This window comes from Synechococcus sp. RS9909, from assembly GCF_014279595.1.
GTDB lineage: Bacteria > Cyanobacteriota > Cyanobacteriia > PCC-6307 > Cyanobiaceae > Synechococcus_C.
Window position 1 is genome coordinate 2,554,252 of sequence record NZ_CP047943.1, and the last position, 23,621, is coordinate 2,577,872.

23 protein-coding genes are annotated in these 23,621 nt (G+C 62.4%); 15 read left to right on the forward strand and 8 right to left on the reverse strand.

What is annotated here, in order from left to right:
* Positions 1–237, reverse strand: coding sequence for a MoaD/ThiS family protein (locus SynRS9909_RS13565; RefSeq protein WP_115081347.1), 237 nt, complete (start codon positions 235–237; stop codon positions 1–3).
* A 45-nt stretch (positions 238–282) separates the two neighbouring features.
* Between SynRS9909_RS13565 and moaB the strand changes: the two genes are divergently transcribed.
* A complete protein-coding gene (gene moaB, locus SynRS9909_RS13570; protein ID WP_186593752.1) occupies positions 283–780 on the forward strand; it encodes a molybdenum cofactor biosynthesis protein B in 498 nt (165 codons plus the stop codon).
* 21 nt (positions 781–801) lie between these two features.
* Here moaB and cobA read toward each other — a convergent pair whose 3' ends face one another.
* Positions 802–1,590, reverse strand: coding sequence for a uroporphyrinogen-III C-methyltransferase (gene cobA / locus SynRS9909_RS13575; protein WP_186593753.1), 789 nt, complete (start codon positions 1,588–1,590; stop codon positions 802–804).
* A complete protein-coding gene (locus SynRS9909_RS13580) occupies positions 1,587–2,234 on the reverse strand; it encodes a DNA mismatch repair protein MutS (RefSeq protein ID WP_255445931.1) in 648 nt (215 codons plus the stop codon). The genes cobA and SynRS9909_RS13580 overlap by 4 nt, the downstream gene beginning before the upstream one ends.
* A 617-nt stretch (positions 2,235–2,851) precedes the next feature.
* Here SynRS9909_RS13580 and SynRS9909_RS13585 point away from each other — a divergent pair.
* The 4 genes from SynRS9909_RS13585 to SynRS9909_RS13600 all read left to right on the forward strand — a co-directional run bounded on the left by SynRS9909_RS13585 (position 2,852) and on the right by SynRS9909_RS13600 (position 6,251).
* On the forward strand, positions 2,852–4,393 hold the full coding sequence (locus SynRS9909_RS13585) for a ferredoxin--nitrite reductase (protein WP_186593755.1): 1,542 nt from the start codon (positions 2,852–2,854) through the stop codon (positions 4,391–4,393).
* Between the two features lie 70 nt (positions 4,394–4,463).
* Positions 4,464–4,598: a hypothetical protein gene (locus SynRS9909_RS13590; RefSeq protein WP_006851080.1), complete on the forward strand. Its 135-nt coding sequence runs from the start codon at positions 4,464–4,466 to the stop codon at positions 4,596–4,598.
* Between the two features lie 35 nt (positions 4,599–4,633).
* Entirely contained in the window at positions 4,634–5,521 is an 888-nt protein-coding gene (locus tag SynRS9909_RS13595) for a formate/nitrite transporter family protein (protein ID WP_186593756.1), read from the forward strand.
* A 7-nt stretch (positions 5,522–5,528) separates the two neighbouring features.
* On the forward strand, positions 5,529–6,251 hold the full coding sequence (locus tag SynRS9909_RS13600) for a HEAT repeat domain-containing protein (protein WP_186593757.1): 723 nt from the start codon (positions 5,529–5,531) through the stop codon (positions 6,249–6,251).
* Positions 6,252–6,303: 52 nt separating this feature from the next.
* Here the strand turns inward: SynRS9909_RS13600 and cynS are convergent, their stop codons facing one another.
* Entirely contained in the window at positions 6,304–6,789 is a 486-nt protein-coding gene (gene cynS, locus SynRS9909_RS13605) for a cyanase (protein ID WP_186593758.1), read from the reverse strand.
* A gap of 196 nt (positions 6,790–6,985) precedes the next feature.
* Here cynS and SynRS9909_RS13610 point away from each other — a divergent pair, with 196 nt between their 5' ends.
* A complete protein-coding gene (locus tag SynRS9909_RS13610; protein ID WP_186593759.1) occupies positions 6,986–7,156 on the forward strand; it encodes a cyanate hydratase in 171 nt (56 codons plus the stop codon).
* 72 nt (positions 7,157–7,228) lie between these two features.
* A complete protein-coding gene (locus SynRS9909_RS13615; protein WP_186593760.1) occupies positions 7,229–8,299 on the forward strand; it encodes an anthranilate phosphoribosyltransferase family protein in 1,071 nt (356 codons plus the stop codon).
* Here the strand turns inward: SynRS9909_RS13615 and SynRS9909_RS13620 are convergent.
* Positions 8,260–8,727: a GNAT family N-acetyltransferase gene (locus SynRS9909_RS13620; protein ID WP_186593761.1), complete on the reverse strand. Its 468-nt coding sequence runs from the start codon at positions 8,725–8,727 to the stop codon at positions 8,260–8,262. The two genes, SynRS9909_RS13615 and SynRS9909_RS13620, sit on opposite strands and share 40 nt — an antisense overlap.
* Positions 8,728–8,772: 45 nt before the next feature.
* Here SynRS9909_RS13620 and SynRS9909_RS13625 point away from each other — a divergent pair, with 45 nt between their 5' ends.
* The 4 genes from SynRS9909_RS13625 (at position 8,773) to SynRS9909_RS13640 (ending at position 14,044) form a co-directional block, all read left to right on the forward strand.
* Positions 8,773–10,014 (forward strand): MFS transporter, encoded by a 1,242-nt coding sequence (locus SynRS9909_RS13625; RefSeq protein ID WP_186593762.1) that lies wholly within the window; start codon positions 8,773–8,775, stop codon positions 10,012–10,014.
* 45 nt (positions 10,015–10,059) lie between these two features.
* The gene (gene ppk1 / locus SynRS9909_RS13630) at positions 10,060–12,198 is read left to right on the forward strand and encodes a polyphosphate kinase 1 (RefSeq protein ID WP_186593763.1); all 2,139 of its coding nucleotides are present in this window, start codon (positions 10,060–10,062) and stop codon (positions 12,196–12,198) included.
* A gap of 203 nt (positions 12,199–12,401) precedes the next feature.
* Positions 12,402–13,388, forward strand: coding sequence for an RpoD/SigA family RNA polymerase sigma factor (locus tag SynRS9909_RS13635; protein WP_186593764.1), 987 nt, complete (start codon positions 12,402–12,404; stop codon positions 13,386–13,388).
* A gap of 5 nt (positions 13,389–13,393) precedes the next feature.
* On the forward strand, positions 13,394–14,044 hold the full coding sequence (locus tag SynRS9909_RS13640) for a diacylglycerol/polyprenol kinase family protein (RefSeq protein WP_186593765.1): 651 nt from the start codon (positions 13,394–13,396) through the stop codon (positions 14,042–14,044).
* Positions 14,045–14,060: 16 nt separating this feature from the next.
* On the opposite strand, the gene SynRS9909_RS13645 is transcribed toward SynRS9909_RS13640, so the two are convergent.
* Complete coding sequence (locus SynRS9909_RS13645) at positions 14,061–15,128, reverse strand: 3-deoxy-7-phosphoheptulonate synthase (RefSeq protein ID WP_186593766.1); 1,068 nt, start codon at positions 15,126–15,128, stop codon at positions 14,061–14,063.
* Between the two features lie 96 nt (positions 15,129–15,224).
* Here SynRS9909_RS13645 and acnB point away from each other — a divergent pair, with 96 nt between their 5' ends.
* The 3 genes from acnB to SynRS9909_RS13660 all read left to right on the forward strand — a co-directional run bounded on the left by acnB (position 15,225) and on the right by SynRS9909_RS13660 (position 20,977).
* Positions 15,225–17,807, forward strand: coding sequence for a bifunctional aconitate hydratase 2/2-methylisocitrate dehydratase (gene acnB / locus SynRS9909_RS13650; RefSeq protein WP_186593767.1), 2,583 nt, complete (start codon positions 15,225–15,227; stop codon positions 17,805–17,807).
* 20 nt (positions 17,808–17,827) lie between these two features.
* Positions 17,828–19,321, forward strand: a complete 1,494-nt coding sequence (locus tag SynRS9909_RS13655) for a ClC family H(+)/Cl(-) exchange transporter (RefSeq protein WP_007101164.1) — start codon at positions 17,828–17,830, stop codon at positions 19,319–19,321.
* A gap of 81 nt (positions 19,322–19,402) precedes the next feature.
* Positions 19,403–20,977 (forward strand): radical SAM protein, encoded by a 1,575-nt coding sequence (locus SynRS9909_RS13660; RefSeq protein ID WP_038001774.1) that lies wholly within the window; start codon positions 19,403–19,405, stop codon positions 20,975–20,977.
* On the opposite strand, the gene SynRS9909_RS13665 is transcribed toward SynRS9909_RS13660, so the two are convergent.
* Both SynRS9909_RS13665 and purU read right to left on the reverse strand, forming a co-directional pair.
* Positions 20,925–22,175: an O-antigen ligase gene (locus SynRS9909_RS13665; RefSeq protein WP_050752598.1), complete on the reverse strand. Its 1,251-nt coding sequence runs from the start codon at positions 22,173–22,175 to the stop codon at positions 20,925–20,927. The genes SynRS9909_RS13660 and SynRS9909_RS13665 overlap by 53 nt on opposite strands.
* Before the next feature lie 29 nt (positions 22,176–22,204).
* Positions 22,205–23,059 (reverse strand): formyltetrahydrofolate deformylase, encoded by an 855-nt coding sequence (gene purU / locus SynRS9909_RS13670; protein WP_038000999.1) that lies wholly within the window; start codon positions 23,057–23,059, stop codon positions 22,205–22,207.
* 98 nt (positions 23,060–23,157) lie between these two features.
* On the opposite strand from purU, the gene psbQ reads away from it, so the two are divergent.
* Positions 23,158–23,616, forward strand: coding sequence for a photosystem II protein PsbQ (gene psbQ / locus SynRS9909_RS13675; RefSeq protein WP_007101160.1), 459 nt, complete (start codon positions 23,158–23,160; stop codon positions 23,614–23,616).
* Positions 23,617–23,621 lie beyond the last annotated feature (5 nt).

A 23,621-nucleotide genomic window follows, 5' to 3' on the forward strand; every position in this document is an offset into this window, starting at 1 on the left:
TCACCCCCCCGTGAACGGTGGAAGAAAGGCCAGCTCATCACCGGCCTGCAACGGCTGATCGGCACCGACCAACTCCTGGTTCACCGCAATGCTGATGCCCTCCAGCGGACCAAGATCCAGCTGGTTCCAGACCTCACGGGCCGTCGAGACGCCTGGTGTGAAGGGAAGGGAACGCTCGGCCCAACCGGCGCGTTCTCGCAGGGAAGCGAACAGCAGCACCTTCAGCACCACGTCCATTGCAGCTGGAGTGGTTCTAGCGTCCGAGGGCTCCGCCGCTGTGCCATGGGCCTCTCCATCGCCCTGCTCACCATCTCCGACACACGCACCCTGGCGGACGACAGCAGCGGAGATCAGCTGCAGCGCAGCCTTGAAGACGCGGGGCATCGCCTTCAGGAGCGACAACTCTGCCCGGATGATCGCTATCAAATCCGCCGTGAACTGAGCCGCTGGATCGCCGATCCTGGGGTTGATGTGGTGATCACCAGCGGCGGAACCGGGCTCACCGTACGCGATGGCACCCCCGAAGCAGTGGCACCGCTGCTGGACAAAACCATCGAAGGATTCGGTGAACTATTCCGTGTGCTCTCCTTCGAAAGCATCGGCACCAGCACCCTGCAAAGCCGCTGCCTGGCCGGCGTGGCCAACGGCACATTCGTGTTTGTGCTGCCGGGATCTCTGGATGCGGTGACCACTGCTTGGAACCGGCTCATCCGGGCTCAACTCGATGCCGACACCCGACCGTGCAACCTGGCCCAGCTCCGGGCTCGCTTGAAGGAATAGAGCGGAATCAAGCGGAGCCGTTCAGAACGGAATCGGCATCGTGACCGCTGCCGGTGAGGGCATGCAGGCTTCAACCTGCTGATCAATCACCTCACCCACCACAACGATCGAGGGTGACTTGAAGGCTTCGGCTCGGCATTGATCGGCAACGTCAACCAAGGTGGCTTTGAGGCAGCGTTGCCCCGCCACCGTGCCCTGCTGGATCACCGCCACGGGGGTTGTCGAAGCCAAACCACCCGCCATCAGCTCCTCTGCGATCCGGGGCAGGTTGTGCAGCCCCATGTAGATCACCAATCCGTCACTGGCCGCAGCCAGGGCACGCCAATCCACGGAGGGACGGCGCTTGTCGATTTCCTCATGACCGGTGACGAAGGTCACCGATGACCCCGCCCGCCGGTGGGTGACGGGAATTCCGGCGTAGGCAGGGGCAGCAATGCCAGCGGTGACACCAGGCACCACCTGAACAGGAATGTTCCGCTCCGCCAGGTAAGCGGCTTCTTCCCCTCCACGACCAAACAGGAAGGGATCACCCCCCTTCAAGCGCACCACGGTGCTGTGCTTCTGGGCCATTTCAACCAGCACGGCATTGGTGCTGGGTTGGGGCACCGAATGATGACCGCGACGCTTGCCGACAAAACGGCGTTCGCAGGTTTCCGGCACAAGATCCAGCACTTCCTCGGGCACCAGCGAGTCGTACACCAGCGCATCGCACTGGCTCAGCAGCCGATGCGCCTTCAGCGTGAGCAACTCGGGATCACCGGGACCGGCTCCCACCAGATAAACGGTTCCGGTTTGTTCAGCGGTGGTCACGGCAGAGAAACAAGCAGATCGATCAGGGCCTGACGGGTGGGTGGATGCTCCAGCAGAGGAGGCAATCCACCAGCTTCGCTCAACGCATCCGTCATGCGGTTGGGAGCAAGGGTTAGTGGCAGTGGCCTGGCCCTGGGATGGCGCTGCTGGAACTCGGGCCAGGCATCAAAGGCAACCAAGGGCAAAGCCAGGCGAGACGCCAGCATCGCGAGGAAGCGATCCGCCACCCCCGGGCGCAGGGGATGGTGCACCAGCACGGCATCAGCTCGCTCAGACGACGGAAGTGCTGAGAGCACAGCGTTCCACCATGTGGTCCAAGAGCCCAGAAAGGGCAGCAGACGCACACTGGCTCCGGCACCACGAAGCCTGTTGCGAATCGCCGGCACATCCGTGCGGGCATGCGCCCCAGGCAGCAGCAGCAGGGGAACGATCCAAGAGGATTGGGGAAGCGCCGATACGGGTTGTTCAGCCGTCAGCACCTCCAACTGCACGGGCGCCGAGCGCCGCTGAGCCAGAAGGTCCGGCAGAGAGGCCAAACACTCAGGAACAACACCTCCACTGCGGCCATGCACCACCAGATGCAACCCCTGGCGCCCCCCATCGGAAGCATCATTTCGTAGCAATGGCCACGGATCGATGACCATGCCGGCTGATGTCATCGGGTTGTTGTGAACGTTGGATGAGTCATGGCGCCCCGCCGTCGTTTTGATCGTGCCCCATTGGACAGCCGCTCCTACCGGGAACCGCTGGACGGACGCATTGAGCGATACGACTTCCGAGACGACCGGTACGACGGGCGGAACGACGTCCGGGACGAGAGGTACAGCCGGGGATACGACCCCAGGGAGGCCCGTTACGACCGGCATGACCGGTACGACCGAAGCTTCGACCGTCCCGCCGGACCCTCCGAACTCGACCAAGACTTCGCTGCGATGAAGCGGGTTTGGCAGATGCTCCGGGCCGGAGCGGTGCGCATGGTTGGCGAAATTGGACGCCAATACTGAGGCCGAAGCAAGTTGCCTTTTACGGCCTCGTGGGAACCACCAGATGTAGCCGGTTTTACAAATCGGTCAGGACAAAGCCCTGGGATTGACTAGCACCAAAAGTGTTCTCTTTGTTACGGACCAGGGTCGCCGTCGCAGTGTTTATTCGATCAACCCAACGCTCCCCTTCGTTTTGAAGCGTTGCCGGTCTTCGGGCCATCTCGATTGATTCGCGCCTCGTCTTTGAGCAATCAATCCGCCCACTCGTTAATCGACTTATGACCATTAGCTCTCCCTCCAGGCCTTACCTGGATGGCAAGAAGCTCAACAAGATCGAGCAGAACAAGGCGGCCAAGGATGGCCTGTTGGTTGGCAGCGAAATCGAAAAATTCGCCGAGCTCGGCTGGGAACAGGTGGATGAAACCGACCTTCAGTTGCGTTTGAAGTGGTACGGCATGTTCTGGCGTCCGAAAACGCCGGGCAAATTCATGCTGCGCCTGCGGGTGCCCAATGGTGTGCTGACGGCCGATCAGCTGCGGGTGGTTGGCTCCATCGTTGAGCGCTACGGCGACAACGGCAGCTGCGACATCACCACCCGTCAGAACCTGCAATTGCGCGGCGTGCTGCTGGGCGACCTGCCGGAAATCCTCAAGCGGCTGAAAGAAGCCGGCCTGAGCACGATCCAATCCGGCTTCGACAATCCCCGCAACGTCACCGGCAACCCCATCGCCGGCATCGATCCCAACGAGATCGTCGACACGCGGCCTTACACCACCGAGCTGCAGAACTTCCTCACCAACAACTGCCAGGGCAACCCGGAGTATTCGAACCTGCCCCGCAAGTGGAACACCGCCGTTGCCGGCGCAAAAGACAACTTCCTGCTCCACAACGACATCGTTTTCCACCCCGTGGAACGGGATGGAGTGATGGGATTTGGCGTCTGGATCGGCGGTGTTCTGTCATCGCAAATGAACGCCTATGCCGTTCCCCTGAACGCCTGGGTGAAGCCAGATGAAATCTGCAAGATGACCGATGCCGTGATCCGGCTCTGGCGCGACAACGGTGAGCGCGACAAGCGCCCCAAGGGTCGTTTCCGTCTCTACCTGGATCAGGTGGGCCACGACGTGTTCCGCAGCCAGGTGGAAGAACTCTTCGGTCCGTTGACCCCCGACCCAGGCTCTGTTTTCAACACCACGCCCCGATCCCACTACGGAATTCATCCGCAGAAGCAGGAAGGCCTCTCCTTTGCCGGACTGCATGTTCCGGTGGGTCGCCTGACCGCCAAGGATCTGCAGGATTTTGCGACCGCCAGCCTCAACTACGGCAATGGCGAGGTGCGTCTCACCGAAGATCAAAACGTCATCCTCGTTGGCCTTCCCAACGACAAGCTCGACGCCCTGAAGGCAGACGCCCTGGTGCAGCGCTTCCCGCTGGAGCCAGGCACCATTGCCGCTGGCACCGTGTCCTGCACGGGCAACACCTACTGCGGCTTTGGTCTCACCAACACCAAGGACCAAGCCCTGGAAGCGGCCAAGGAACTGGACCAGGAGCTCAATCTTCCCGAGGAGTTGAAAATCCACTGGACCGGCTGCCCCAACACCTGCGGCCAGGCCTACATGGGTGCCATCGGCCTCACCGGCACCAAGGCCAAGAACAGTGAAGGCGTGATGGGTGAGGGCTACGTGATGACCCTTGGTGGATCCCAAGGCGCCAACCCAACGGTCGGCGAAATCCACCGCAAGGCGATCCCGGCCGATGAGATCAAGACCGCTCTCAAAGAGGTGTTGATCGACAAGTTCGGGGCCACCCCGAAGGCCTGATCGCTGCTTTGGCCGTGACGCTTCCTTTTGAAGTCACGGCTCCCCGCACCGACCACTCCCCCTCACCGTCATGGCCAACCGCAACGACGTGTTCTCTCGTTTCGTCAACTGGCTCAGCGCCAGTGGTCGCGACGGAGCCGCCATCAACCGTCAGGGCGGCAGCCCTGATCTGTTCTCCCGCCTGATGAACCGCATCAGCGGTTGACATCAAAACCTTCGTCCAACTCTCAATCTCATCTGATGGACTACGTCCTACCCAATGAGCTTGTCGACGGCATGATTGCCGCCGGCGGCAAAAAATCAACGGTCAGCGTGAAGAACCTGCTGATCCGTGGCTTTTACTCCGGGGCCATCCTTGGCCTGGCGGTGATCCTGGCCCTCACCGTGGGCATCACCGTCAAAGCCCCCTTTGTGGGCTCGCTGCTGTTCCCCTTCGGCTTCGCCAGCATCGTGCTGTTCGGCATGGAGCTGGTGACCGGCAACTTCGCCCTGCTGCCGATGGCCACCTGGGCCGGCAAGAGCAGCTGGGGTGCCACCTTCCGCAACTGGGTCTGGGTGTGGATCGGCAACTGGATCGGCACCGCCGTTGTGGCCGTGATCATGGCCATCAGCCTCACCAGCGGCACCATGGATGGCGCTGCTGACAACGTCGGCCCGCCGATCTGGGATGCCGTGGCCCAGAAAATCATGGCCCTCAATCAAATCAACGTTGAGAAGAAGTACGAGGCCCTGGGAAGCATGGGCTTCTTCCTCGCCTTCCTGCGCGGACTCGTGGCCAACTGGTTGGTTTGCCTGGGCGTGACCATGGCTCTGGTGAGCAAGAGCGTTCCCGGCAAGATCCTGGCCTGCTGGCTTCCGATCACCGCCTTCCAATCGATGGGCATGGAGCACATCGTGGTGAACCAGTTCCTGCACACCGCTGGCCCGATCCTCGGTTCAGGCGTGCCCTTCACCAAGGTGATCTTCTGGAACTTCCTGCCTGTCACCCTCGGCAACATCGTGGGCGGCATGGTGTTCATCGGCATGCTCTTCTACAGCACCCATCGCACACCGATGGAGAACGTGCTGCCCACCGAGCACGATGAAAAGCTGGAGCGTGAGCTCGCTGCTGAACTGGGTGCCCGCTGATCCATCCATGAACGACGAAGCCGTTCTCTGGGAACGGCTCGCCCGATCTCGACGCGCTCCTTTGGAGCCCGCTTGGCTGGGGGAGGTTTACTCCCCCAGCCTTTCTGTTGATCTGCGGCGAGCCCTCTGCGAAAAACTGGGGATGCAGGCCGAGCGCGGCTGGCCCGTGATCCAAGACCTCCTCGCCAACCACGGGGTTCTGCCCGATTTGGTGATGGCGGCAGGACTCTGCCACCAGAGCGAAGCCCGCGATTGGTTGTTGGCTCAACTCGAGCAAACCTCAGATGATGAAGCCGCCAACCTGATGGTGGTTCAGGCTCTCGCCTGCTGGGGTGCCGAAGTTCCCGAATCGGTGGTGGTGAATTGCCTGCATCACCCGGGCCAACTGCACCGACTTGCCGGTCTTCAACTGCTCAGCTTCCGATCCCATTGCCTCGACGACGGTGAACTGCTGCAATTCTGCCAAGAGGTTTTGAATGATTTTCGCGATCCAGTCGTTGTGGCCGCCATTCGGGTTCTGCAACGCCGCGATGGCGTGTTGATCAGCGAAAAGCTGGCAGAGCTGTGTGGAAATGGTTCCCTGCCTGTTGCCGAGGCCGCCTTCCGCGCGCTCGGTTGCATCGCTACACCTTCCAGTCAGCGCTGCCTGCTGGAGTTAAGCCAGGAGCTGAATGACGACGTTCGGCGGAAAATGGCCAGCACCCAACTGAGCCAACAATTCCGCCAATAAAAAAGCCCCGCGATTGCGGGGCTTGATGTCTTCAATCAAGACATTTGGTTGTTCACCACTTTTTGTAAGGCAGGAACTTGCCGCACATGGTGATTTTGACGCGATCACCTTTGGGATCCTCCACCTTGTCGACATCAAGTGTGAAGTCGATCGCGCTCATGATGCCGTCACCGAAATGCTCCTGGATCACATCCTTCAGGGGCATGCCATAAACCTGCATGATCTCGTAGAAGCGATAGATCAAGGGATCAGTGGGGATCACCGGATCGAGGCTTCCCTTGGTGGGGAACTCCTGCAAAGCGGCGGTGATGGCTGGGTCAAGGGAGAGCAGCTCAGCCAGCTTTTCGGCCTCTTCTTTTGAAGCTGTGGCCTGTCCATAGAACAGGGATGCAATCCAGACCTCATCAAGGCCCAGGGCTGCTTCCAGATCAGCAAAGCTCATGCCCTTGGCCTTCTTGGCAGCCATCAAGGTAGAGGTGACGGTCTCCTGAGAAGGAGCTGCCAACGACGGGGTCGAGGGAACAGCTGAAACAGTCATGATTGAACGAAAAGTTGTTATGGCCGCTTCAAAAACAGCGTTCCAAGCTGGAACGTCTCAGCAGCCCCAAAACTGTTGCGCAAATGCTGACTGAACAATGAAGCATCAACTACAAAACAACAGCCTGTTTTGAAGCAACAAGCACAGCCAACAGATCCATGAGCGGGTGAAATAACCTTCAACGAAGAAATTTGCAATGAGCCAATTCTTCCAATCCATCGCAACCCTGCTGCAGGGGCAATTCCTTCCACCAACCACTGCTCCCCAACTGATGCTGGAGCGGCTCTATTACGCCGAAGGACGCCACCACCCGGAGCACCCTCGCCATGGCAGTTTCGAGGGGCTATCCCGGCTGAGCAGGCCCTGAGCTTTCGTAGCAATTGCTACCCCTGCTGGGTCAGTCGCTCCTGAAGACTGACCTCAGCTTGAGGTCGGACCTTTGACGAGCGCAGTTCTCTCCGGCCGCGACCGCTTCAAGCAGCACCTGCGCAAGGTGGGAAGTGGTGAACACACCAGCAAAGGCATGAGTCGCGAGGAAGCGGCTGATGCCATGGAGTTGATGCTGCAGGGCGAAGCGACGCCCGCACAGATCGGCGCCTTCCTGATCGCCCATCGCATCCGACGGCCCGAACCCCAGGAACTTACGGGGATGCTCGACACCTACCGAGCCCATGGCCCGGTGCTGCAATCCACTGCTGGCAGTCGAGCACCGTTGTGTTTCGGCATGCCCTACGACGGGCGCACGCGCACAGCGCCGATTTACCCGCTCACCGCGCTGGTGCTGCTGGCCTGTGGTCAGCCGGTGGTTCTGCAGGGCGGTGACCGGATGCCGATCAAATACGGCGTCACCGCTGTTGATCTGTTCCGCCTTCTCGATCTCAACCTCACAGGTCTGCCGATCAGCGCCGTTGCCGACGGGTTCCAGCAGACCGGTTTCGCCCTGATTCACCAGCCGGATCATTTCCCCATCGCGGAAACCCTGATCGGCTACCGCGAGGAACTGGGCAAGCGTCCCCCGGTTGCCAGCCTGGAACTGCTCTGGACACCCCACCAAGGCGACCACCTGCTTGTGAGTGGCTTTGTCCACCCACCAACAGAAGCCCGCGCCTGGGAAGCCCTCAAGCAAGCCGGCGAAACCGATGTTCTCACCGTGAAGGGGTTGGAAGGAGGCACCGACCTGCCCATCGGCCGAGCCTGTATCACGGCCCGGGTGCGGAACGGCAAGGCGGAACGATTGATCCTGCACCCCCGTGACCATGGCTGTCACGACGCCGACGTGGAATGGGCTAACGACACCACCTGGGCTGAGCAGGCACGCAACGCCCTGCAGAACAAAGGCCCTCTCTGCGACGCCCTGCGCTGGAACGCCGGCGCCTATCTGTGGTTCGCCGGCTGCAGTGATTCCCTGGAACAGGGCATTCAACGGGCAGCATCCGTTCTCGAGACGGGCCAGGCCCAAGCCCAGCTCGATCAACTCCGCGCTTGGCGAAGCAGCTTGACCATCCGATAGCGCTCGAACGGAACGCCTCCAATCAGGATCGTCTCCGGCGCTTCCACACACCAGCCCCGTCGCTCCAGCAACGGTCGGCTGAACTGGCTGGCCTCCGTTCGTAATTGTTGAACGCCGGACGCCAGCGCATCCGCCTCAATCCGTTTCAAGAGGGCACTGCCATGCCCCCGCCTCGAGGCACAACCACGGCAGTAGAGCAACGAAAGACGATCTTCCGGATGGCGGATCGCAAAGGCCGAACCATCCGTGGTGAGCCATCCGGAGCCCTCCCGAAAACTCGCATCGAGCACGCCGGGCAACCAGGCCAGAGCCGCCCAGGCCCTGACTTGTGCCTCTGAATAAAGGAGGGGAGCCTGCGATTCGATCGCATCGGCATAGATCTCCCGCAACAGCGGGTGATCCTCCGGAGCGATCGGACGCAAATCCATGGAGCCGCTTGTGGGAATGTGAGTCTCTCCTGCGTGGCAGCAAGCTTGCAGCGTCCTCGGATTCCCACACTGCTCAGCGCGTTTCTCACGCTGCTCAACGACCGGCTCAGCGAAAGCATTGTTTTTCCGCTGTTGCCCTTTCTCCTGGCCCAGTTCGCCCCAGACGGACGAACCCTGGGACTGTTGGCGGGAAGCTATGCCCTGGCGCAGTTCCTGGTCACTCCCTTGATCGGAGCGCTCAGTGATCGCTACGGCCGCCGCCCTGTGATCAGCATCTGCGTCGCAGGATCCGTGGTGGGGCTCGGCCTGTTTGCCGTGACGGTTTCACTGCCATGGCCCAGCCAAAGCCTGCTGCCACTGCTGCTTTTGTTCGCAGCACGGATCATTGACGGCATCAGTGGCGGTACGGCAGCAACAGCCAGCGCCGTGCTCGCCGACATCACGCCTCCCGACAAGCGAGCCCGTGCCTTCGGCTTGATCGGCGTGGCCTTTGGCTTAGGGTTCATCCTTGGCCCCTTCGTTGGCGGGCAACTGGCCCGGGTGGCCGTGTCCCTTCCCGTTTGGGTGGCCACAGGCTTCGCTGCACTCAACCTCTTGGTGGTGCTCAATCTGCTGCCGGAAACCCATCCCCAGGAATCCCGCAAAAACCTGCCCAGAAAACGCGACCTCAATCCGTTTGCACGGCTGAGCCAGGTGCTGATGAACCCCAGCGTGGGGCGACTGTGCGGAGCTTTTTTCCTCTTCTTCCTTGCCTTCAACGGCTTCACCGCCATCCTGGTGCTCTATTTCAAGCAGCGCTTCGGCTGGGGCCCTGAGCTCGCCACCACCGCCTTCCTGGTGGTGGGGGTGGTCGCCACCGTGGTGCAAGGGGGGCTGATCGGACCGCTGGTGAAACGGTTTGGCGAATGGCGTCTGACCTTGCTGGGCCTCGGCCTGGTGATCATTGGGTGCCTGCTGATCCCCAGCGTCGGTGCATCCGATCGGGCGGGCGCCATCTTCACTGCCGTCGGCATCCTTGCCCTGGGCACCGGATTGGTCACACCAAGCCTGCGCAGCCTCGTGTCACGGCGCCTGGGTCGCGAAGGGCAAGGCAGTGCCCTCGGCAGCCTGCAGGCCCTGCAGAGTTTGGGCAGTTTCCTCGGCCCTCCCCTGGCGGGATTGAGCTACGACCTGCTGGGTCCAGTGAGCCCGTTTGCAGCTGCGGCAACCGTGCTGGTGATCGTGATCGGCCTGGTGGCCGGCAGCCCTCTGCCGGACATCTCCGACACACAACCAAGCCAGTCCTGATTGCTACGTTTCGGCTAACGACACCAGCGCCGAGCCGTTCAGCCCATGTGCGCAGCTGCCTTAGCCCCGGAGCACTACATCAACCGGGAGCTGAGCTGGATCGCCTTCAACGAAAGGGTGCTGGCCCAGGCCCTGGATCCGCGCACACCTCTGCTCGATCAAGCCAAGTTCAGCGCCATCTTCAGCAACAACCTCGACGAATTCTTCATGGTTCGCGTGGCGTCACTGAAGTCTCAGGTGGAGGCGGGCGTCAGCAGGCCAAGTGAGGATGGCAAATCGCCGTTGGAGCAGCTGCTGGCGATCCGGGAACGGCTGATTCCCCTGCTGCGAGAGCAACAGGTGCATTACCGCCAGCACCTGAGGCCGAAGCTGCTGGAACACAAGGTTGAGCTGCTCGATTACAAACAGCTGAACGACGACCAACGCCAGTGGGTTGACGACACCTTCCAAACCTCCGTGTTTCCGGTGCTCACACCGCTGGCTGTGGACCCGGCTCATCCGTTTCCCTTCGTCAGCAACCTGAGCCTCAACGTTGCGGCCGTGGTTGTTGATCCGGAAACAGGGCAACGGCAATTTGCCCGGGTGAAAGTTCCCCAGAAAAATCTTCCTCGCTTCATCGCCATCCCCTCGCACCTGAGCGGCCAGGAGCACAAACCCGTTCACACCGCCATCGCCCTCGAGCAGGTGATCGCCTTCAACCTGAAGGAGCTGTTCCCTGGCATGACGATCGAGGGGCACTACTTCTTCCGCGTGACGCGGGATGCGGATCTGGAACTGAGGGATCTGGAAGCCGATGACCTGATGCTGGCCCTGGAACAGGGACTGCGAAAGCGGCGCATGGGGGGTGAGGTGGTGCGCCTTGAGGTGCCCAACGAAATGCCTCCGGACGTGGTGGAGATGCTGATGACAGGTCTCAGCGTTGAAGAGGAAGACCTCTATGTGATCGATGGCCCCCTGGGCCTCGACGACCTCTTCAGCCTGACCGCCCTACCGCTGCCGAAACTCAAAAGCCAAAGCCACGGGGGCCAGACACCAGCGGTGCTCGCCCGCAGTCAGCAACACCTGCTGGACGAGGGAGCAATCAAGCCGGATGAGTTCAGATCGATCTTCTCGGTGATTCGCCGTCAGGACATCCTTCTGCACCATCCCTATGACCTCTTCTCGACAACCGTCGAAGAGTTCATCAACCAGGCGGCGGACGATCCCCAGGTGATGGGCATCAAGATGACGCTTTACCGCACCTCCAAAGACTCGCCGATCATCGCTGCACTGATCCGTGCCGCCGAAAACGGCAAGCAGGTGATGGCACTGGTGGAATTGAAGGCACGATTTGACGAAGACAACAACATCCAATGGGCCCGGCACCTGGAGCAGTCCGGAGTGCATGTGGTCTACGGCGTGCTGGGGCTGAAAACCCACACCAAGATTGTCCTGGTGGTGCGCAAGGAGAAGGACAAGCTGCAGAGCTATATGCACATCGGCACGGGCAACTACAACTCCAAAACCTCCAAGCTGTACACCGACCTGGGCCTGCTCACCGCCAACCAGGAGCTGGGTCAAGACCTGGTGGAACTGTTCAATTACCTCACCGGTTTTTCCAAGCAGCAAAGTTTTCGTCGCCTGCTCGTGGCCCCCGTCACCCTGCGGAAAGGCATGGAGCTGTTGATCCGCCGCGAAATTGAACATGCCCAGCGGGGCCGAGAGGCCGTGATCCGAGCCAAGATGAATTCCCTGGTGGACCCAACGATCATTGCGCTTCTTTATGAAGCCTCCCAAGCCGGAGTGACGATCGAATTGATCATTCGCGGCATGTGCAGCCTCTATCCCGGTTGTGAAGGACTGAGTGAAAACATTCGGGTGATCAGCATCATCGGCCCGTTCCTGGAACACTCGAGAATCTTTTCATTCGCCAACGGCGGCTCACCGGAGGTGTACATCGGTAGTGCCGACTGGATGAGCCGCAACCTCGACCGCCGCGTTGAAGCGGTCACACCGATCGAAGACCCCGAGCATCGCCAGAAACTGGAACGCCTGCTGCAGCTGTACTTGAATGACAACCAGGCTGCCTGGGACATGCAAAGCGACGGCACATTTGTGCAGCGCAAACCCGAAAACGACACCTCGGAACGCAATTCCCAGATTCAATTGATCAAGGAATGGAGCAACGGCATCCAATCCTTGTGATTCTTTTGGTTTTCAAAGGGATTGCGTCTGTGACATCCGATACAACATTCCTTCAAAAACAAACTTGAAGCCTGCACGATCACAGCCAAATCAGTTGTTTTGAAAGCCCAAAGATTCAGCTCCTGAAATTCTTTCGATTCGAAACAGTCAACACTGTTGCCTGGTGCTAAGTTCAGCCCAAATTCATTCAGGAGACCAGGGTGATGGGGATCCCTCTGGAATCTTCCGGCACGACAAAACAGTCGTCCCGGAAGGAACCTGCGTTGCCGTCCACCGGACGTCGACCTTCAACTCGACAAGGAGGGCGGCTTGCCACCGACTCCATTGGTTTTTATCTGAGCAGCATCGGACGCATCCCCTTGCTGACGGCAGCTGAAGAAATCGAACTTGCACACCATGTGCAGGCGATGAAGCAAATTCAGGAGCTACCAGAAGAGGAGCTGACCTCCCGGCATCGCCACAAGATCCGCATGGGCAAACGGGCCCGCGACAGGATGATGGCCGCCAACCTCCGCCTCGTGGTGAGCGTGGCGAAGAAATATCAGAACCAGGGCCTGGAGCTGCTCGATCTGGTTCAGGAAGGTGCCATCGGCCTGGAGCGAGCGGTCGACAAGTTCGACCCCGCCATGGGCTACAAATTTTCCACCTATGCCTACTGGTGGATTCGCCAAGGCATGACGCGGGCCATCGACAACAGTGCCCGCACCATTCGCCTGCCTATCCACATCAGCGAAAAGCTCTCCAAGATGCGTCGCATCTCCCGGGAGCTGTCCCACCGCTTCGGTCGTCAACCGAATCGGCTGGAGTTGGCGAGTGCCATGGGCATCGAGCCCCGGGAACTGGAGGATCTGATCTCCCAGAGCGCACCTTGTGCATCCCTGGATGCCCATGCCCGTGGCGAGGAAGATCGCAGCACCCTGGGTGAACTGATCCCGGATCCCAACGGTGAAGAACCGATGGAGGGGATGGATCGCAGCATCCAGAAGGAACATCTGGGGGGCTGGCTCTCGCAGTTGAACGAACGCGAACAGAAGATTCTGAAGTTGCGGTTCGGCCTTGGTGGTGAAGAACCTCTGACCCTTGCGGAGATCGGTCGTCAGATCAATGTGTCGCGTGAGCGCGTCCGACAGCTGGAGGCCAAGGCGATTCTCAAGCTGCGGGCCATGACCAACCACCAACAAGCCGCCTAAGCCACTTGCTTTCCTTCACCGGACCCATCGCCATCCTGCTCTGGATGGCGATGGTGGTAGCAGGCGCCGTGTTGTGCCGCCGGCTTCGGCCGAATCAACGGGAACTGAGCCGAAAAATTGTGCACATCGGAACCGGAGCCGTGGTTCCTTTGGCCTGGTTCTTTGAAATTCCCTTCGTTGTTGCCCTGCCTGTTGCGGCGGTGATCACGGTTGTGACGACGATCAACCACCAATGGCGCTTCATCCCCGCCGTTGAGGATGTTGATCGCAACAGCTACGGCACCATCGCCTACGGCATCGCAATCACAACGCTACTTCTGCTGTTCTGGCCAACCCGAGCCGATGCGGTGTCCGCCGGGGTTCTGGTGATGGCCTTAGGGGATGGCCTTGCAGGGTTGATCGGCCGCAACGTCGCATCCCCGAAGTGGGTTCTGTTTGGTCAAACCAAATCAAGCGTCGGCACGATGACCATGGCCGTTGTCTCAGGCCTGGTGCTGATCGGCCTGGCGCGATGGTCGGGGGCTGACCTGTCCCTGCCAGCAGCCCTTGGCATGGTGGCGATGGCAACCGGTTTGGAGCAGCTCAGCTGGAGCGGTCTCGACAACCTCAGCGTTCCCCTCAGCGTGGGGGTGCTGTGGAGTCAACTGGTGGTTTGAACCAAGGCGTTGATGCTCAGGCGGTAACCGTCTGTTTGCGACTGGCCACGGCCGCGGCCAGATCCTCCAACAGGGTTTCGGTGGTCTCGAGGCTGATGCAGGCATCCGTGATGCTCTGGCCATAGGTGAGCTGCGTCAGGTCGGCGTTGAGCTTCTGATTGCCTTCCACCAGATGGCTCTCGATCATCACGCCCATCACGTGATTGGAGCCCCCCCGTAATTGCTCGGCAACGCTGGCCAGCACCTCCGCCTGTCGGCGGAAGTCTTTGTTGCTGTTGGCATGGCTGCAATCCACCATCAGGCGATCCTGCAGACCAGCTTTGCTCAACTCGGCTGCGGACTCCTGCACAGCTTCCAAGTGGTAATTGCTGCCCTGGCTGCCGCCGCGCAGCACGAGGTGGCCATAGGGATTGCCCGTGGTGCTGACGATCGAGGCATGACCATCGCGATTGATGCCGAGGAAGTGATGCGGCTTGGCTGCCGCCTGCATGGCATTGATCGCGATGGTGGCGCTGCCGTTGGTGCTGTTCTTGTAGCCGATCGGCATCGACAACCCTGAGGCCATTTCACGGTGGGTCTGACTTTCCGTCGTCCTGGCACCGATCGCGGTCCAGCTGATCAAATCAGCGATGTACTGCGGAACAACGGGATCGAGCAGTTCCGTTGCAGCAGGCATCCCCTCCCGGGCGAGATCCAACAGCAGTCCCCGAGCCCGCCGCAGGCCGGTGTTGATGTCGTAGGAGTCGTCGAGATGGGGGTCATTGATCAGTCCCTTCCAACCAACCGTGGTGCGCGGCTTCTCGAAATACACCCGCATCACCACTTCGAGCTGATCCTTCAGGCGCTCGCGGATCGGAGCCAAGCGCTGGGCATACTCCCGGGCAGCCTTAACGTCATGAACAGAACAGGGGCCCACCACCACCAGCAGACGCTGATCACGGCCACTGAGGATCTCTTGAATGCGCCGGCGGGCTGACGCCACGGTCTCGAGCGCCGCCGCGTCCATGGGCAGCTCCTGATGCAACACGGCAGGGGCCACCAGGGGACGTGTCTCCACCACATGCAAATCGGAGGTGGTGGCCATGACTGGACGCGAGACTCCGACCAAGGCTACGCACCCCGCTCACTGGCAACAGACACGGTCCGGAAGAATGGTGGTCATCGCTGAACAGAGATCTCCATGCTGAGCGCGTACCGCGAGCTGGCCGCCGCCCGGGAAGCCCAGGGCGTTCCCGCTCTTCCGCTCAACGCCGAGCAGACCCAGGGACTAACCGAATTGCTGCAAAACCCTCCCGCCGGCGAGGAGGAGTTCCTGCTGCACCTGCTCAGCGAGCGGATCCCCCCGGGTGTGGATGAAGCGGCTTACGTGAAGGCCACCTGGCTCAGTGCCGTGGCTCAGGGAGACGCCAAGAGCCCCCTGGTGTCACCACTGGAGGCCACCCGGCTGCTGGGAACGATGGTGGGGGGATACAACGTCGCCGCCCTGATCGAGCTGCTGAAGCACTCCGACGCTGCGCTGGCTGGCTGTGCTGCTGAGGGACTCAGCCGAACGCTGCTCGTCTACGACGCCTTCAACGAAGTGATGGATCTGGCGGCGGACAACCGCTTCGCCAAGCAAGTTGTGGACAGCTGGGCCGCAGCCGAGTGGTTCACCGCCAAGCCCGAACTGGCCGAGAGCATCACCGTGACGGTGTTCAAGGTTGAAGGCGAAACCAACACGGACGATCTGTCACCGGCCACCCACGCCACCACCCGGCCGGACATCCCCGTCCATGCCCTGGCGATGCTCGAGACCCGCCATCCGGAGGGCCTGAAGACCATCGCGAGCCTGAAAGAGAAAGGCCATCCCGTGGCCTATGTCGGTGATGTGGTGGGAACCGGCAGCTCCCGCAAGAGCGCCATCAATTCGGTGCTCTGGCACACCGGCAATGACATTCCCCATGTGCCCAACAAACGGGCAGGCGGTGTGATCCTCGGCGGCAAGATCGCCCCGATCTTTTTCAACACCGCTGAAGACTCCGGTGCCCTGCCGATCGAATGCGATGTCACCGACCTGAACACCGGTGATGTGATCACCATTCGCCCCCACGCCGGCACGATCGAACGGGACGGCAAGGTGGTGAGTCGGTTCGAGCTGAAGCCCACCACGATCAGCGACGAGGTGCGGGCCGGCGGTCGCATCCCCCTGATGATCGGTCGCGCCCTCACCGACAAGGTGCGCGCCAAGCTTGGCCTCACCCCTTCGGATCTGTTCATCCGCCCCTCAGCCCCGGCAGACACCGGCAAGGGCTTCACCTTGGCGCAGAAGATGGTGGGCAAGGCCTGTGGTCTTGCAGGCGTCCGACCCGGCACCAGCTGCGAACCGCTGATGACCACCGTCGGCTCTCAGGACACCACCGGCCCGATGACACGGGATGAGATGAAGGAACTGGCCTGCCTGGGCTTCTCCTCCGACCTGGTGATGCAGAGCTTCTGCCACACCGCCGCCTATCCGAAGCCGGTGGATCTGCAGACCCAGAACGAACTGCCCGACTTCTTCGCCCAGCGCGGTGGCGTGGCCCTTCGGCCCGGTGACGGCATCATCCACAGCTGGCTGAACCGGATGCTTCTGCCCGACACCGTCGGCACCGGCGGCGACAGCCACACCCGCTTCCCCCTCGGCATTTCCTTCCCAGGCGGCTCTGGGGTGGTGGCCTTTGCAGCCGCCATCGGCGCCATGCCACTGGACATGCCTGAATCGGTGCTGGTGCGCTTCAGCGGGTCCCTGCAACCGGGCGTCACGCTCCGGGACGTGGTGAACGCCATCCCCTGGGTGGCCATCCAGCGGGGACTGCTCACCGTTGAAAAGGCCAACAAGAAGAACCTGTTCAACGGCCGGATCATGGAGATCGAAGGTCTGCCCGACCTGAAGCTGGAACAGGCCTTCGAACTCACCGATGCCAGCGCCGAACGCTCCTGCGCCGGCTGCACGATCAAGCTCTCCGAAGACACGGTGAGCGAATACCTGCGCAGCAACGTGGCGCTGCTGAAAAACATGATTGCCCGCGGCTACAGCGACGCCCGCACCCTGGCCCGCCGGATCAAGGAGATGGAGGCCTGGCTGGCGAATCCCCAGCTGATGAGTGCTGACGCAGATGCGGAGTACGCGGAAGTGCTGGAGATCAACCTCGACGAGCTCACCGAACCGGTGTTGGCCTGCCCCAACGACCCCGACAACGTGAAACGGCTCAGTGAGGTGGCCGGTGATCCGGTGCAGGAGGTGTTCATCGGCTCCTGCATGACCAACATCGGCCATTACCGGGCCGCGGCCAAGGTGCTGGAGGGGGCTGGCAGCAACCAGGCCCGCCTCTGGGTCTGCCCGCCCACGCGCATGGATGAGGACAAGCTGAAGGAAGAGGGTTACTACGCCATCTTCGAGGCGGCGGGCAGTCGGATGGAGATGCCGGGCTGCTCCCTCTGCATGGGCAATCAGGCGCGTGTGGAGGACAACACCACCGTGTTCTCCACCAGCACCCGCAACTTCAACAACCGCCTGGGCAAGGGTGCCCAGGTGTATCTGGGCAGTGCGGAGCTGGCTGCCGTGTGTGCCCTGCTCGGCCGGATTCCCACGGCGGAGGAGTATCGACGCATCGCTGCGGAGAAGATCGATCCCCTCTCCGATGAGCTCTACCGCTATCTCAACTTCGATCAGATCGAGGGCTTTGCTGATGCGGGACGGGTCGTGAGCGCCAGTGACCAGGCGGAGGTGATGGCCGGGGTCTGACGCCGACCCCGATCACCTCCATGGTTGTTCTGAGTGAACTGAAACAACGCCGCCACCAACTCGGTTCCAGTCGCAGCATCCGCCGGCTGCTGGAACGGCGCTGGTGGGTGGTGGTGCTGGCCCTGATGCTCACCGGTCTCGGGGCCGCCCTCACCGGGGTGCTGTTCAAAGCCGGCATCAAACTTCTGGGCAGCTGGCGCCTGGATCTGCTGGCCGGCCTGCCGGCCTGGGCCGTCCTGCCCGCACTTGGAGCCCTGGGGGGGCTGATCTCAGGCCTGATGGTGGCCAACCTGGCGCCCGCCGCCGGTGGCTCCGGCATCACCCACATCATGGGCTTTCTCAAACACAGAGCCGTGCCCATGGGCCTCCAGGTGGGCCTGGTGAAACTGGTGGCGGGCATCGTGGCCATCGGCAGTGGCTTTCCCCTCGGCCCGGAAGGTCCCGCCGTCCAGATGGGTGGCTCGGTGGCGTGGCAGATGGCGCGCTGGTTGAAGGCCCCGGTGGCGTTCCGCCGGGTGATCGTGGCTGCCGGCGGTGGCGCCGGCATCGCCGCGGTGTTCAGTGCACCGATCGGTGGCTTTGTGTATGCGGTGGAGGAACTGTTGCATTCCGCCCGGCCGGTGGTGTTGCTGCTGGTGATCGTCACCACCTTCTGGGCTGATGCCTGGGCCGACGTCCTGGGCCTGGCCGGCCTCAGTCCCAGCAGCGGCGGGCTTGACGCCACCGAAGGCTTTCAACTCGAAAGGGAATACACGCCGCTGGTGAATTTTTTACCGATCGATCTCGGCTATCTGATCGCCCTGGGCATGGTCGTCGGAGTGCTCGCAGAGCTCTACTGCCGCTATGTACTGGCCATGCAGCGCCGCGGCAATGCCTGGTTCGGAGACCGACTCGTGCTGCGCATGGTGATCAGTGGTGGCGTGCTGGGAGGGGTCTATGCCTTTATGCCCGAACCGTTTCACAACCTCGAAGGCCTCCAGCATCTGATCGCCGACAGCAAGGCCGACATCCCGATGGCCCTGGGCACCTTTGCCGTCTTGTTCTTCAGCACGGGGCTAGCGGCTTCATCCGGAGCCCCGGGCGGGCTCTTCTTTCCCATGCTCACCCTGGGAGGAGCCATCGGCCTGGCCTGCGGCATCTGGGTGGAGGCGCTCACCGGCCACGTGCCAAGCACCTATGTGTTCGCGGGCATGGGCGCCTTTGTGGCCAGCTGTTCCCGCACGCCGATCACGGCGATGTTTCTGGCCTTTGCCCTCACCAAGGATCTGCTGATCCTCAAACCGATCCTGGTGGCGTGCCTCGCCAGTTTTCTCGTGGCACGGCTGTTTGATCACCGCTCGATCTATGAACGCCAGATGGGAATGGAGCTGCTGGTGGAGAACCATCTGCAGGCACAACGGGAACGGCGCGGCGGCATTCACCATGCCTGGGATGGTTCGGTGCGCCGTCGTGCCTTTCAGCCCCCCCAGCCGCCTGGCCTGGCCGCCCGATCGCCGGACGACCCTGCAGGATGACAGGGTGATGCCATCGCCCTGCTGAACCAGGAAACCCTGCTGTTTAAGCCCGCGGTGCCGGAGGCCGGCGCCCTGAAGGTGGTGCTTGCCTTTCCCAGCACGTACACCGTGGGCATCACCAGCCTCGGCTTCCAACTCGTGTGGGCCAGCCTGGCGATGCGCACCGATCTGGATGTGCGCCGCCTCTTCACCGATCAGGGCGATCCCCAGCATCGCCACTGCGATCTGTTCGGTCTCTCCCTGAGCTGGGAGCTGGATGGTCCGGTGCTGCTCGATTTGCTGGAGCAGCAGAACATTCCGATCTGGAGTGCCGATCGCGGCGACGCCGATCCGCTGGTGTTCGGTGGCGGGCCGGTGCTCACCGCCAACCCGGAGCCGCTGGCTCCCTTCTTCGATGTGATCCTGCTCGGCGACGGCGAAGAGCTCCTGCCCCGCTTCATCGATGCCCTCCAGGCCTGTCGGGATGGCCGCCGCAGCGAACGCCTGCAGCATCTGGCCTCGGTGCCGGGGGTCTACGTGCCGGCTCTCTATGCCCCCCGCTACGACAGCAACGGCCACTTGCGCGCCATCGAAGCCACCCAGGCGTCGCTTCCGCCGCGGATCGCGAAACAAACCTGGCGCGGCAACAGCCTCAGCCACTCCACCGTGATCACACCGGAGGCGGCCTGGCCCAACATCCACATGGTGGAAGTGGTGCGCAGCTGCCCGGAGCTCTGCCGTTTCTGTTTGGCGAGCTACCTCACCCTCCCCTTCCGCACCCCGTCCCTGGAGGACGGCCTGATCCCGGCGGTGGAACAGGGCTTGACCGCCACGCGCCGGCTGGGACTGCTGGGGGCATCGGTAACCCAGCACCCCCAGTTCGAGGCGCTGTTGCAATGGCTGAGCCAGGAGCGCTTCGACGACCTGCGGCTCAGCGTCAGCTCGGTGCGCGCGGCCACGGTCACCCCTGAGCTGGCCAGCACCCTGGCCCGGCGCGGCAGCAAATCACTCACGATCGCGATCGAGAGCGGCAGCGACCGGATGCGCCAGCTGGTGAACAAGAAACTCAGCACGGCGGAGATCGAAGCGGCGGCACGCCATGCCAAGGAGGGGGGGCTGAGCGGGCTGAAGCTCTACGGCATGGTGGGGCTGCCGCAGGAGGAGAACGACGATGTGGAGGCAACGGCCAAGCTCCTGCTGGAGCTGAAACAGCACACACCGGGTCTGCGCCTCACCCTGGGCGTGAGCACCTTCGTGCCCAAGGCCCACACACCGTTCCAGTGGCAGGGGGTGAGGCCGGAAGCGGAAAAGCGACTGAAACTGCTGGCCAAGCGCCTGAAACCGAAGGGCATCGACCTGCGCCCGGAAAGCTATGGCTGGAGTGTGATCCAGGCCCTGCTGTCACGCAGCGATCGACGCCTCGCCCCCGTGATCGCAGCCGTGCGGGGCTCCCAGGACAGCCTGGGGGGCTGGAAGAAGGCTTACCGTCAAGCCCGCGCCGGTGAACTGACACCAGCCCGGAGTGCCGGCGTGGAGCTGCCCCTGCCGCCACCCTGGCAGGAGGTGGTGCATGACACCTGGAGCGAGGAGCGGACCCTGCCCTGGAGCCATCTCGACGGCCCCCTCAACCAGGAGACGCTGCAGGGTCATCGCCGGCAGGCTCTCGGCCTGACCTGATCTGACAGCGCAGACCGGCCAGCAGGATCCAGCCGGCGATGTTGAGACGACTGTCGAAAAACGGCATGTCGGTGCCATGGAGCACCACGAGGATCAACACCGCTGCCCACCAGGCCCGCTCGAACAGACCGCGCAGGCCCAGGCGCAGGGAGGTGATCAACAACGCCAACACCAGGCCGATCACGGCCAGGGCCACCGGCAGACCATGGCTCACGGCCAGCTCGAGGGGAAGATTGTGGGCATGGCCATGCCACTTGCCGGTGCGCAGGGGATAGAGCACGGAGAACGCGGCGGCGCCCCAACCCAGCCAGGGGCGTTCACCGATCAGCTGCAGAGCCACCCCCCACTGACTGAGGCGCGTCGAGGCGACGGCCCGCTCCGCCCCGTAGCGACTGTCGGTGAGCCTCGACCAGATGCCGTCAGGCACCAGGGCACGGGCCGGCTGTTGCAAAAACAGCGGCACACCGGGAAGCACCGCCAACAGCACGGGGAGCAGCGCGAGCAGCAGCAACGGCAACAACCAGGGCCAGCTCGGAGGGCCCAGCACCACCGGCACCGCCAGCACCAGGGCCCCCCAGGCGTTACGGGAATCGGTGAGCAGGAGCGCCGCCACCTGCGCCGCCGCCACCACCAGCACCACGGCACGCCGACGGACGCTGAGACCGGGCTGCACCAAGGCGGCGAGGGCGAACGGCCAGACCATCGCCAACCAGGCCCCGGCGATGTTGGCGTAATCAAACAGCCCCGAAAGACGACCACTCGGCTCACCGCCGGGGGTCACAAACCAGATGATCAGCCCACCGAACACCTGCCAGGGGCCCTGCCACCCCCACCACAGCTGACCCAACCCCGTGACCAGCACCGGCACCGTGCCGGCGACCAGACAGAGTCCGGCACGACGACGGGCGCGACCATCCGCCACATAGGGCTGAAATCCCCAGAACCCCCAGAAAAACGGCAACCAATTGCCCAGACCCGCCCAGGCAAGCGAACCGGAATAGGCCTGAAGACACCCGATCAGCATCAGGCTGCTGGCAAGCAGCAGAGGGGCATTCCAGGGATCAGACCAGAGGGGGCGCTCCCGTCGCACACTGCCAAGCAACACAGCCGGAAACAGCAGCAGGCCGGCCAGCAGCGCTGAGGAGGGCAGCAGAAACAGACCCAGCTGAAACAGTCTCCAGCCCATGGGCGAAGCCATGACCGGTCGATGGGCCGCCAGAAACCCCGTCACGCAAACACTGCCGTACGGCCGCGGTAGACCATCACCTGGCGACGCAGATGCAGTCGCAGCGCCCGGGCCAGAGCAAGACGCTCCGTATCGCGCCCCTTACGGATCAGGTCCTCCACCTCATCGCGATGGCTCACGTGGGCAATCGTCTGCTCGATGATCGGTCCGGCGTCGAGGTCTTCCGTCACGTAGTGGGCGGTGGCACCGATCAATTTGACGCCCCGCTCCCAGGCCCGGTGATAGGGCTGCGCGCCCTTGAAGGCGGGAAGAAAGGAGTGGTGAATGTTGATCACGGTGGGGAACTGCTCCAGAAAATCGGCGCTCAGCACCTGCATGTATTTGGCGAGCACCGCGAGTTCCACGTCGTGCTCCCGGAGCAGTTGCAGCATGGTCTGCTCCGCTTCCGCCTTGCGATTGCGCTCCACAGGCACACACACAAAGGGAATGTTGAAATCGGCACAGATCGGTTCGAGATCAGGGTGATTGGCAATCACCAACGGCACCTGCATCGGCAGTTCGCCGCTACGCGCTCGCCAGAGCAGATCCAGCAGACAGTGGCTCTGCTTGCTGGCGAGAATCGCCACCCGGGGATGCTCATCGGAGAAATGGAGCTGGGCCTCGCCATCGAGCCGTTGGGCCAGGGCCGCTGCGGAGGGGGCGATCGCCTCGCGGGGCAGCCCGAACCCCTCCAGGCCCCATTCGATCCGGCTGAGGAACAAGCCGGCGCCAGCGTCGGTGTGGTGATCGGCATGGCGGATGTTGCCGCCGTTCGCCGCCACCCAGCCAGCCAGCTCACTCACCAAGGCGGGCCGATCCGGGCAGATCAGCTGAAGAATCACCGAAGCGGACAACACGGCTGGAGCGTGGGGAAACCTCGATTCTGACCCTGCAGGATCCAGATGAAAGCCTCCGCGGAACGCAGCTACAGTCGCCGGACCTTGTCTCGAACCCCATGCTGAGCGCCCTGCGTCGCCTCGCTGCGTTCTGCCTCTGTCTGGTGCTCTGCTTCGGCCTCGCGGCCTGCAGCGGCAATGCCAAAGCCAAGCCCGCCACGATCAGCCCCGAGGACATGGCCGTGATCCGCCGCCAGGCAGAGGGATTCCTGAGTGCGCAGGAGCGACTGCCGGAATTGGCCACGCTGGTGAACCAGCGCGACTGGACGTTCACCCGCAACCTGATCCATGGCCCCATGCAGGAGGTGGGCCGCGAGATGCTGTACATCAACCAGCGCCTGCTCCCCCAGGATCGCGCCAATGCTGAGGCGCTCGCCGCCAGCCTGAAGAGTTCCCTGGCCGAACTCGATGAGGCAGCCCGTCTTCAGGACGGCACCAAACTGCAGAAGGCCTATGTGGAGGTGGCCACCGGCTTCTCCAATTACGCCAAGGTGATTCCGGCGCAGGCGCTCAGCTGACCGCA

Excerpts from the sequence above, each read along its gene's own strand:
- SynRS9909_RS13565 (WP_115081347.1), bottom strand. The coding sequence starts at position 237 with ATGGACGTGGTGCTGAAGGTGCTGCTGTTCGCTTCCCTGCGAGAACGC.
- moaB (WP_186593752.1), top strand. The coding sequence starts at position 283 with ATGGGCCTCTCCATCGCCCTGCTCACCATCTCCGACACACGCACCCTG.
- SynRS9909_RS13580 (WP_255445931.1), bottom strand. The coding sequence starts at position 2,234 with ATGGTCATCGATCCGTGGCCATTGCTACGAAATGATGCTTCCGATGGG.
- SynRS9909_RS13585 (WP_186593755.1), top strand. The coding sequence starts at position 2,852 with ATGACCATTAGCTCTCCCTCCAGGCCTTACCTGGATGGCAAGAAGCTC.
- SynRS9909_RS13590 (WP_006851080.1), top strand. The coding sequence starts at position 4,464 with ATGGCCAACCGCAACGACGTGTTCTCTCGTTTCGTCAACTGGCTCAGC.
- SynRS9909_RS13595 (WP_186593756.1), top strand. The coding sequence starts at position 4,634 with ATGGACTACGTCCTACCCAATGAGCTTGTCGACGGCATGATTGCCGCC.
- SynRS9909_RS13600 (WP_186593757.1), top strand. The coding sequence starts at position 5,529 with ATGAACGACGAAGCCGTTCTCTGGGAACGGCTCGCCCGATCTCGACGC.
- cynS (WP_186593758.1), bottom strand. The coding sequence starts at position 6,789 with ATGACTGTTTCAGCTGTTCCCTCGACCCCGTCGTTGGCAGCTCCTTCT.
- SynRS9909_RS13610 (WP_186593759.1), top strand. The coding sequence starts at position 6,986 with ATGAGCCAATTCTTCCAATCCATCGCAACCCTGCTGCAGGGGCAATTC.
- SynRS9909_RS13620 (WP_186593761.1), bottom strand. The coding sequence starts at position 8,727 with ATGGATTTGCGTCCGATCGCTCCGGAGGATCACCCGCTGTTGCGGGAG.
- ppk1 (WP_186593763.1), top strand. The coding sequence starts at position 10,060 with ATGTGCGCAGCTGCCTTAGCCCCGGAGCACTACATCAACCGGGAGCTG.
- SynRS9909_RS13635 (WP_186593764.1), top strand. The coding sequence starts at position 12,402 with ATGGGGATCCCTCTGGAATCTTCCGGCACGACAAAACAGTCGTCCCGG.
- SynRS9909_RS13645 (WP_186593766.1), bottom strand. The coding sequence starts at position 15,128 with ATGGCCACCACCTCCGATTTGCATGTGGTGGAGACACGTCCCCTGGTG.
- acnB (WP_186593767.1), top strand. The coding sequence starts at position 15,225 with ATGCTGAGCGCGTACCGCGAGCTGGCCGCCGCCCGGGAAGCCCAGGGC.
- SynRS9909_RS13655 (WP_007101164.1), top strand. The coding sequence starts at position 17,828 with ATGGTTGTTCTGAGTGAACTGAAACAACGCCGCCACCAACTCGGTTCC.
- SynRS9909_RS13665 (WP_050752598.1), bottom strand. The coding sequence starts at position 22,175 with ATGGCTTCGCCCATGGGCTGGAGACTGTTTCAGCTGGGTCTGTTTCTG.
- psbQ (WP_007101160.1), top strand. The coding sequence starts at position 23,158 with ATGCTGAGCGCCCTGCGTCGCCTCGCTGCGTTCTGCCTCTGTCTGGTG.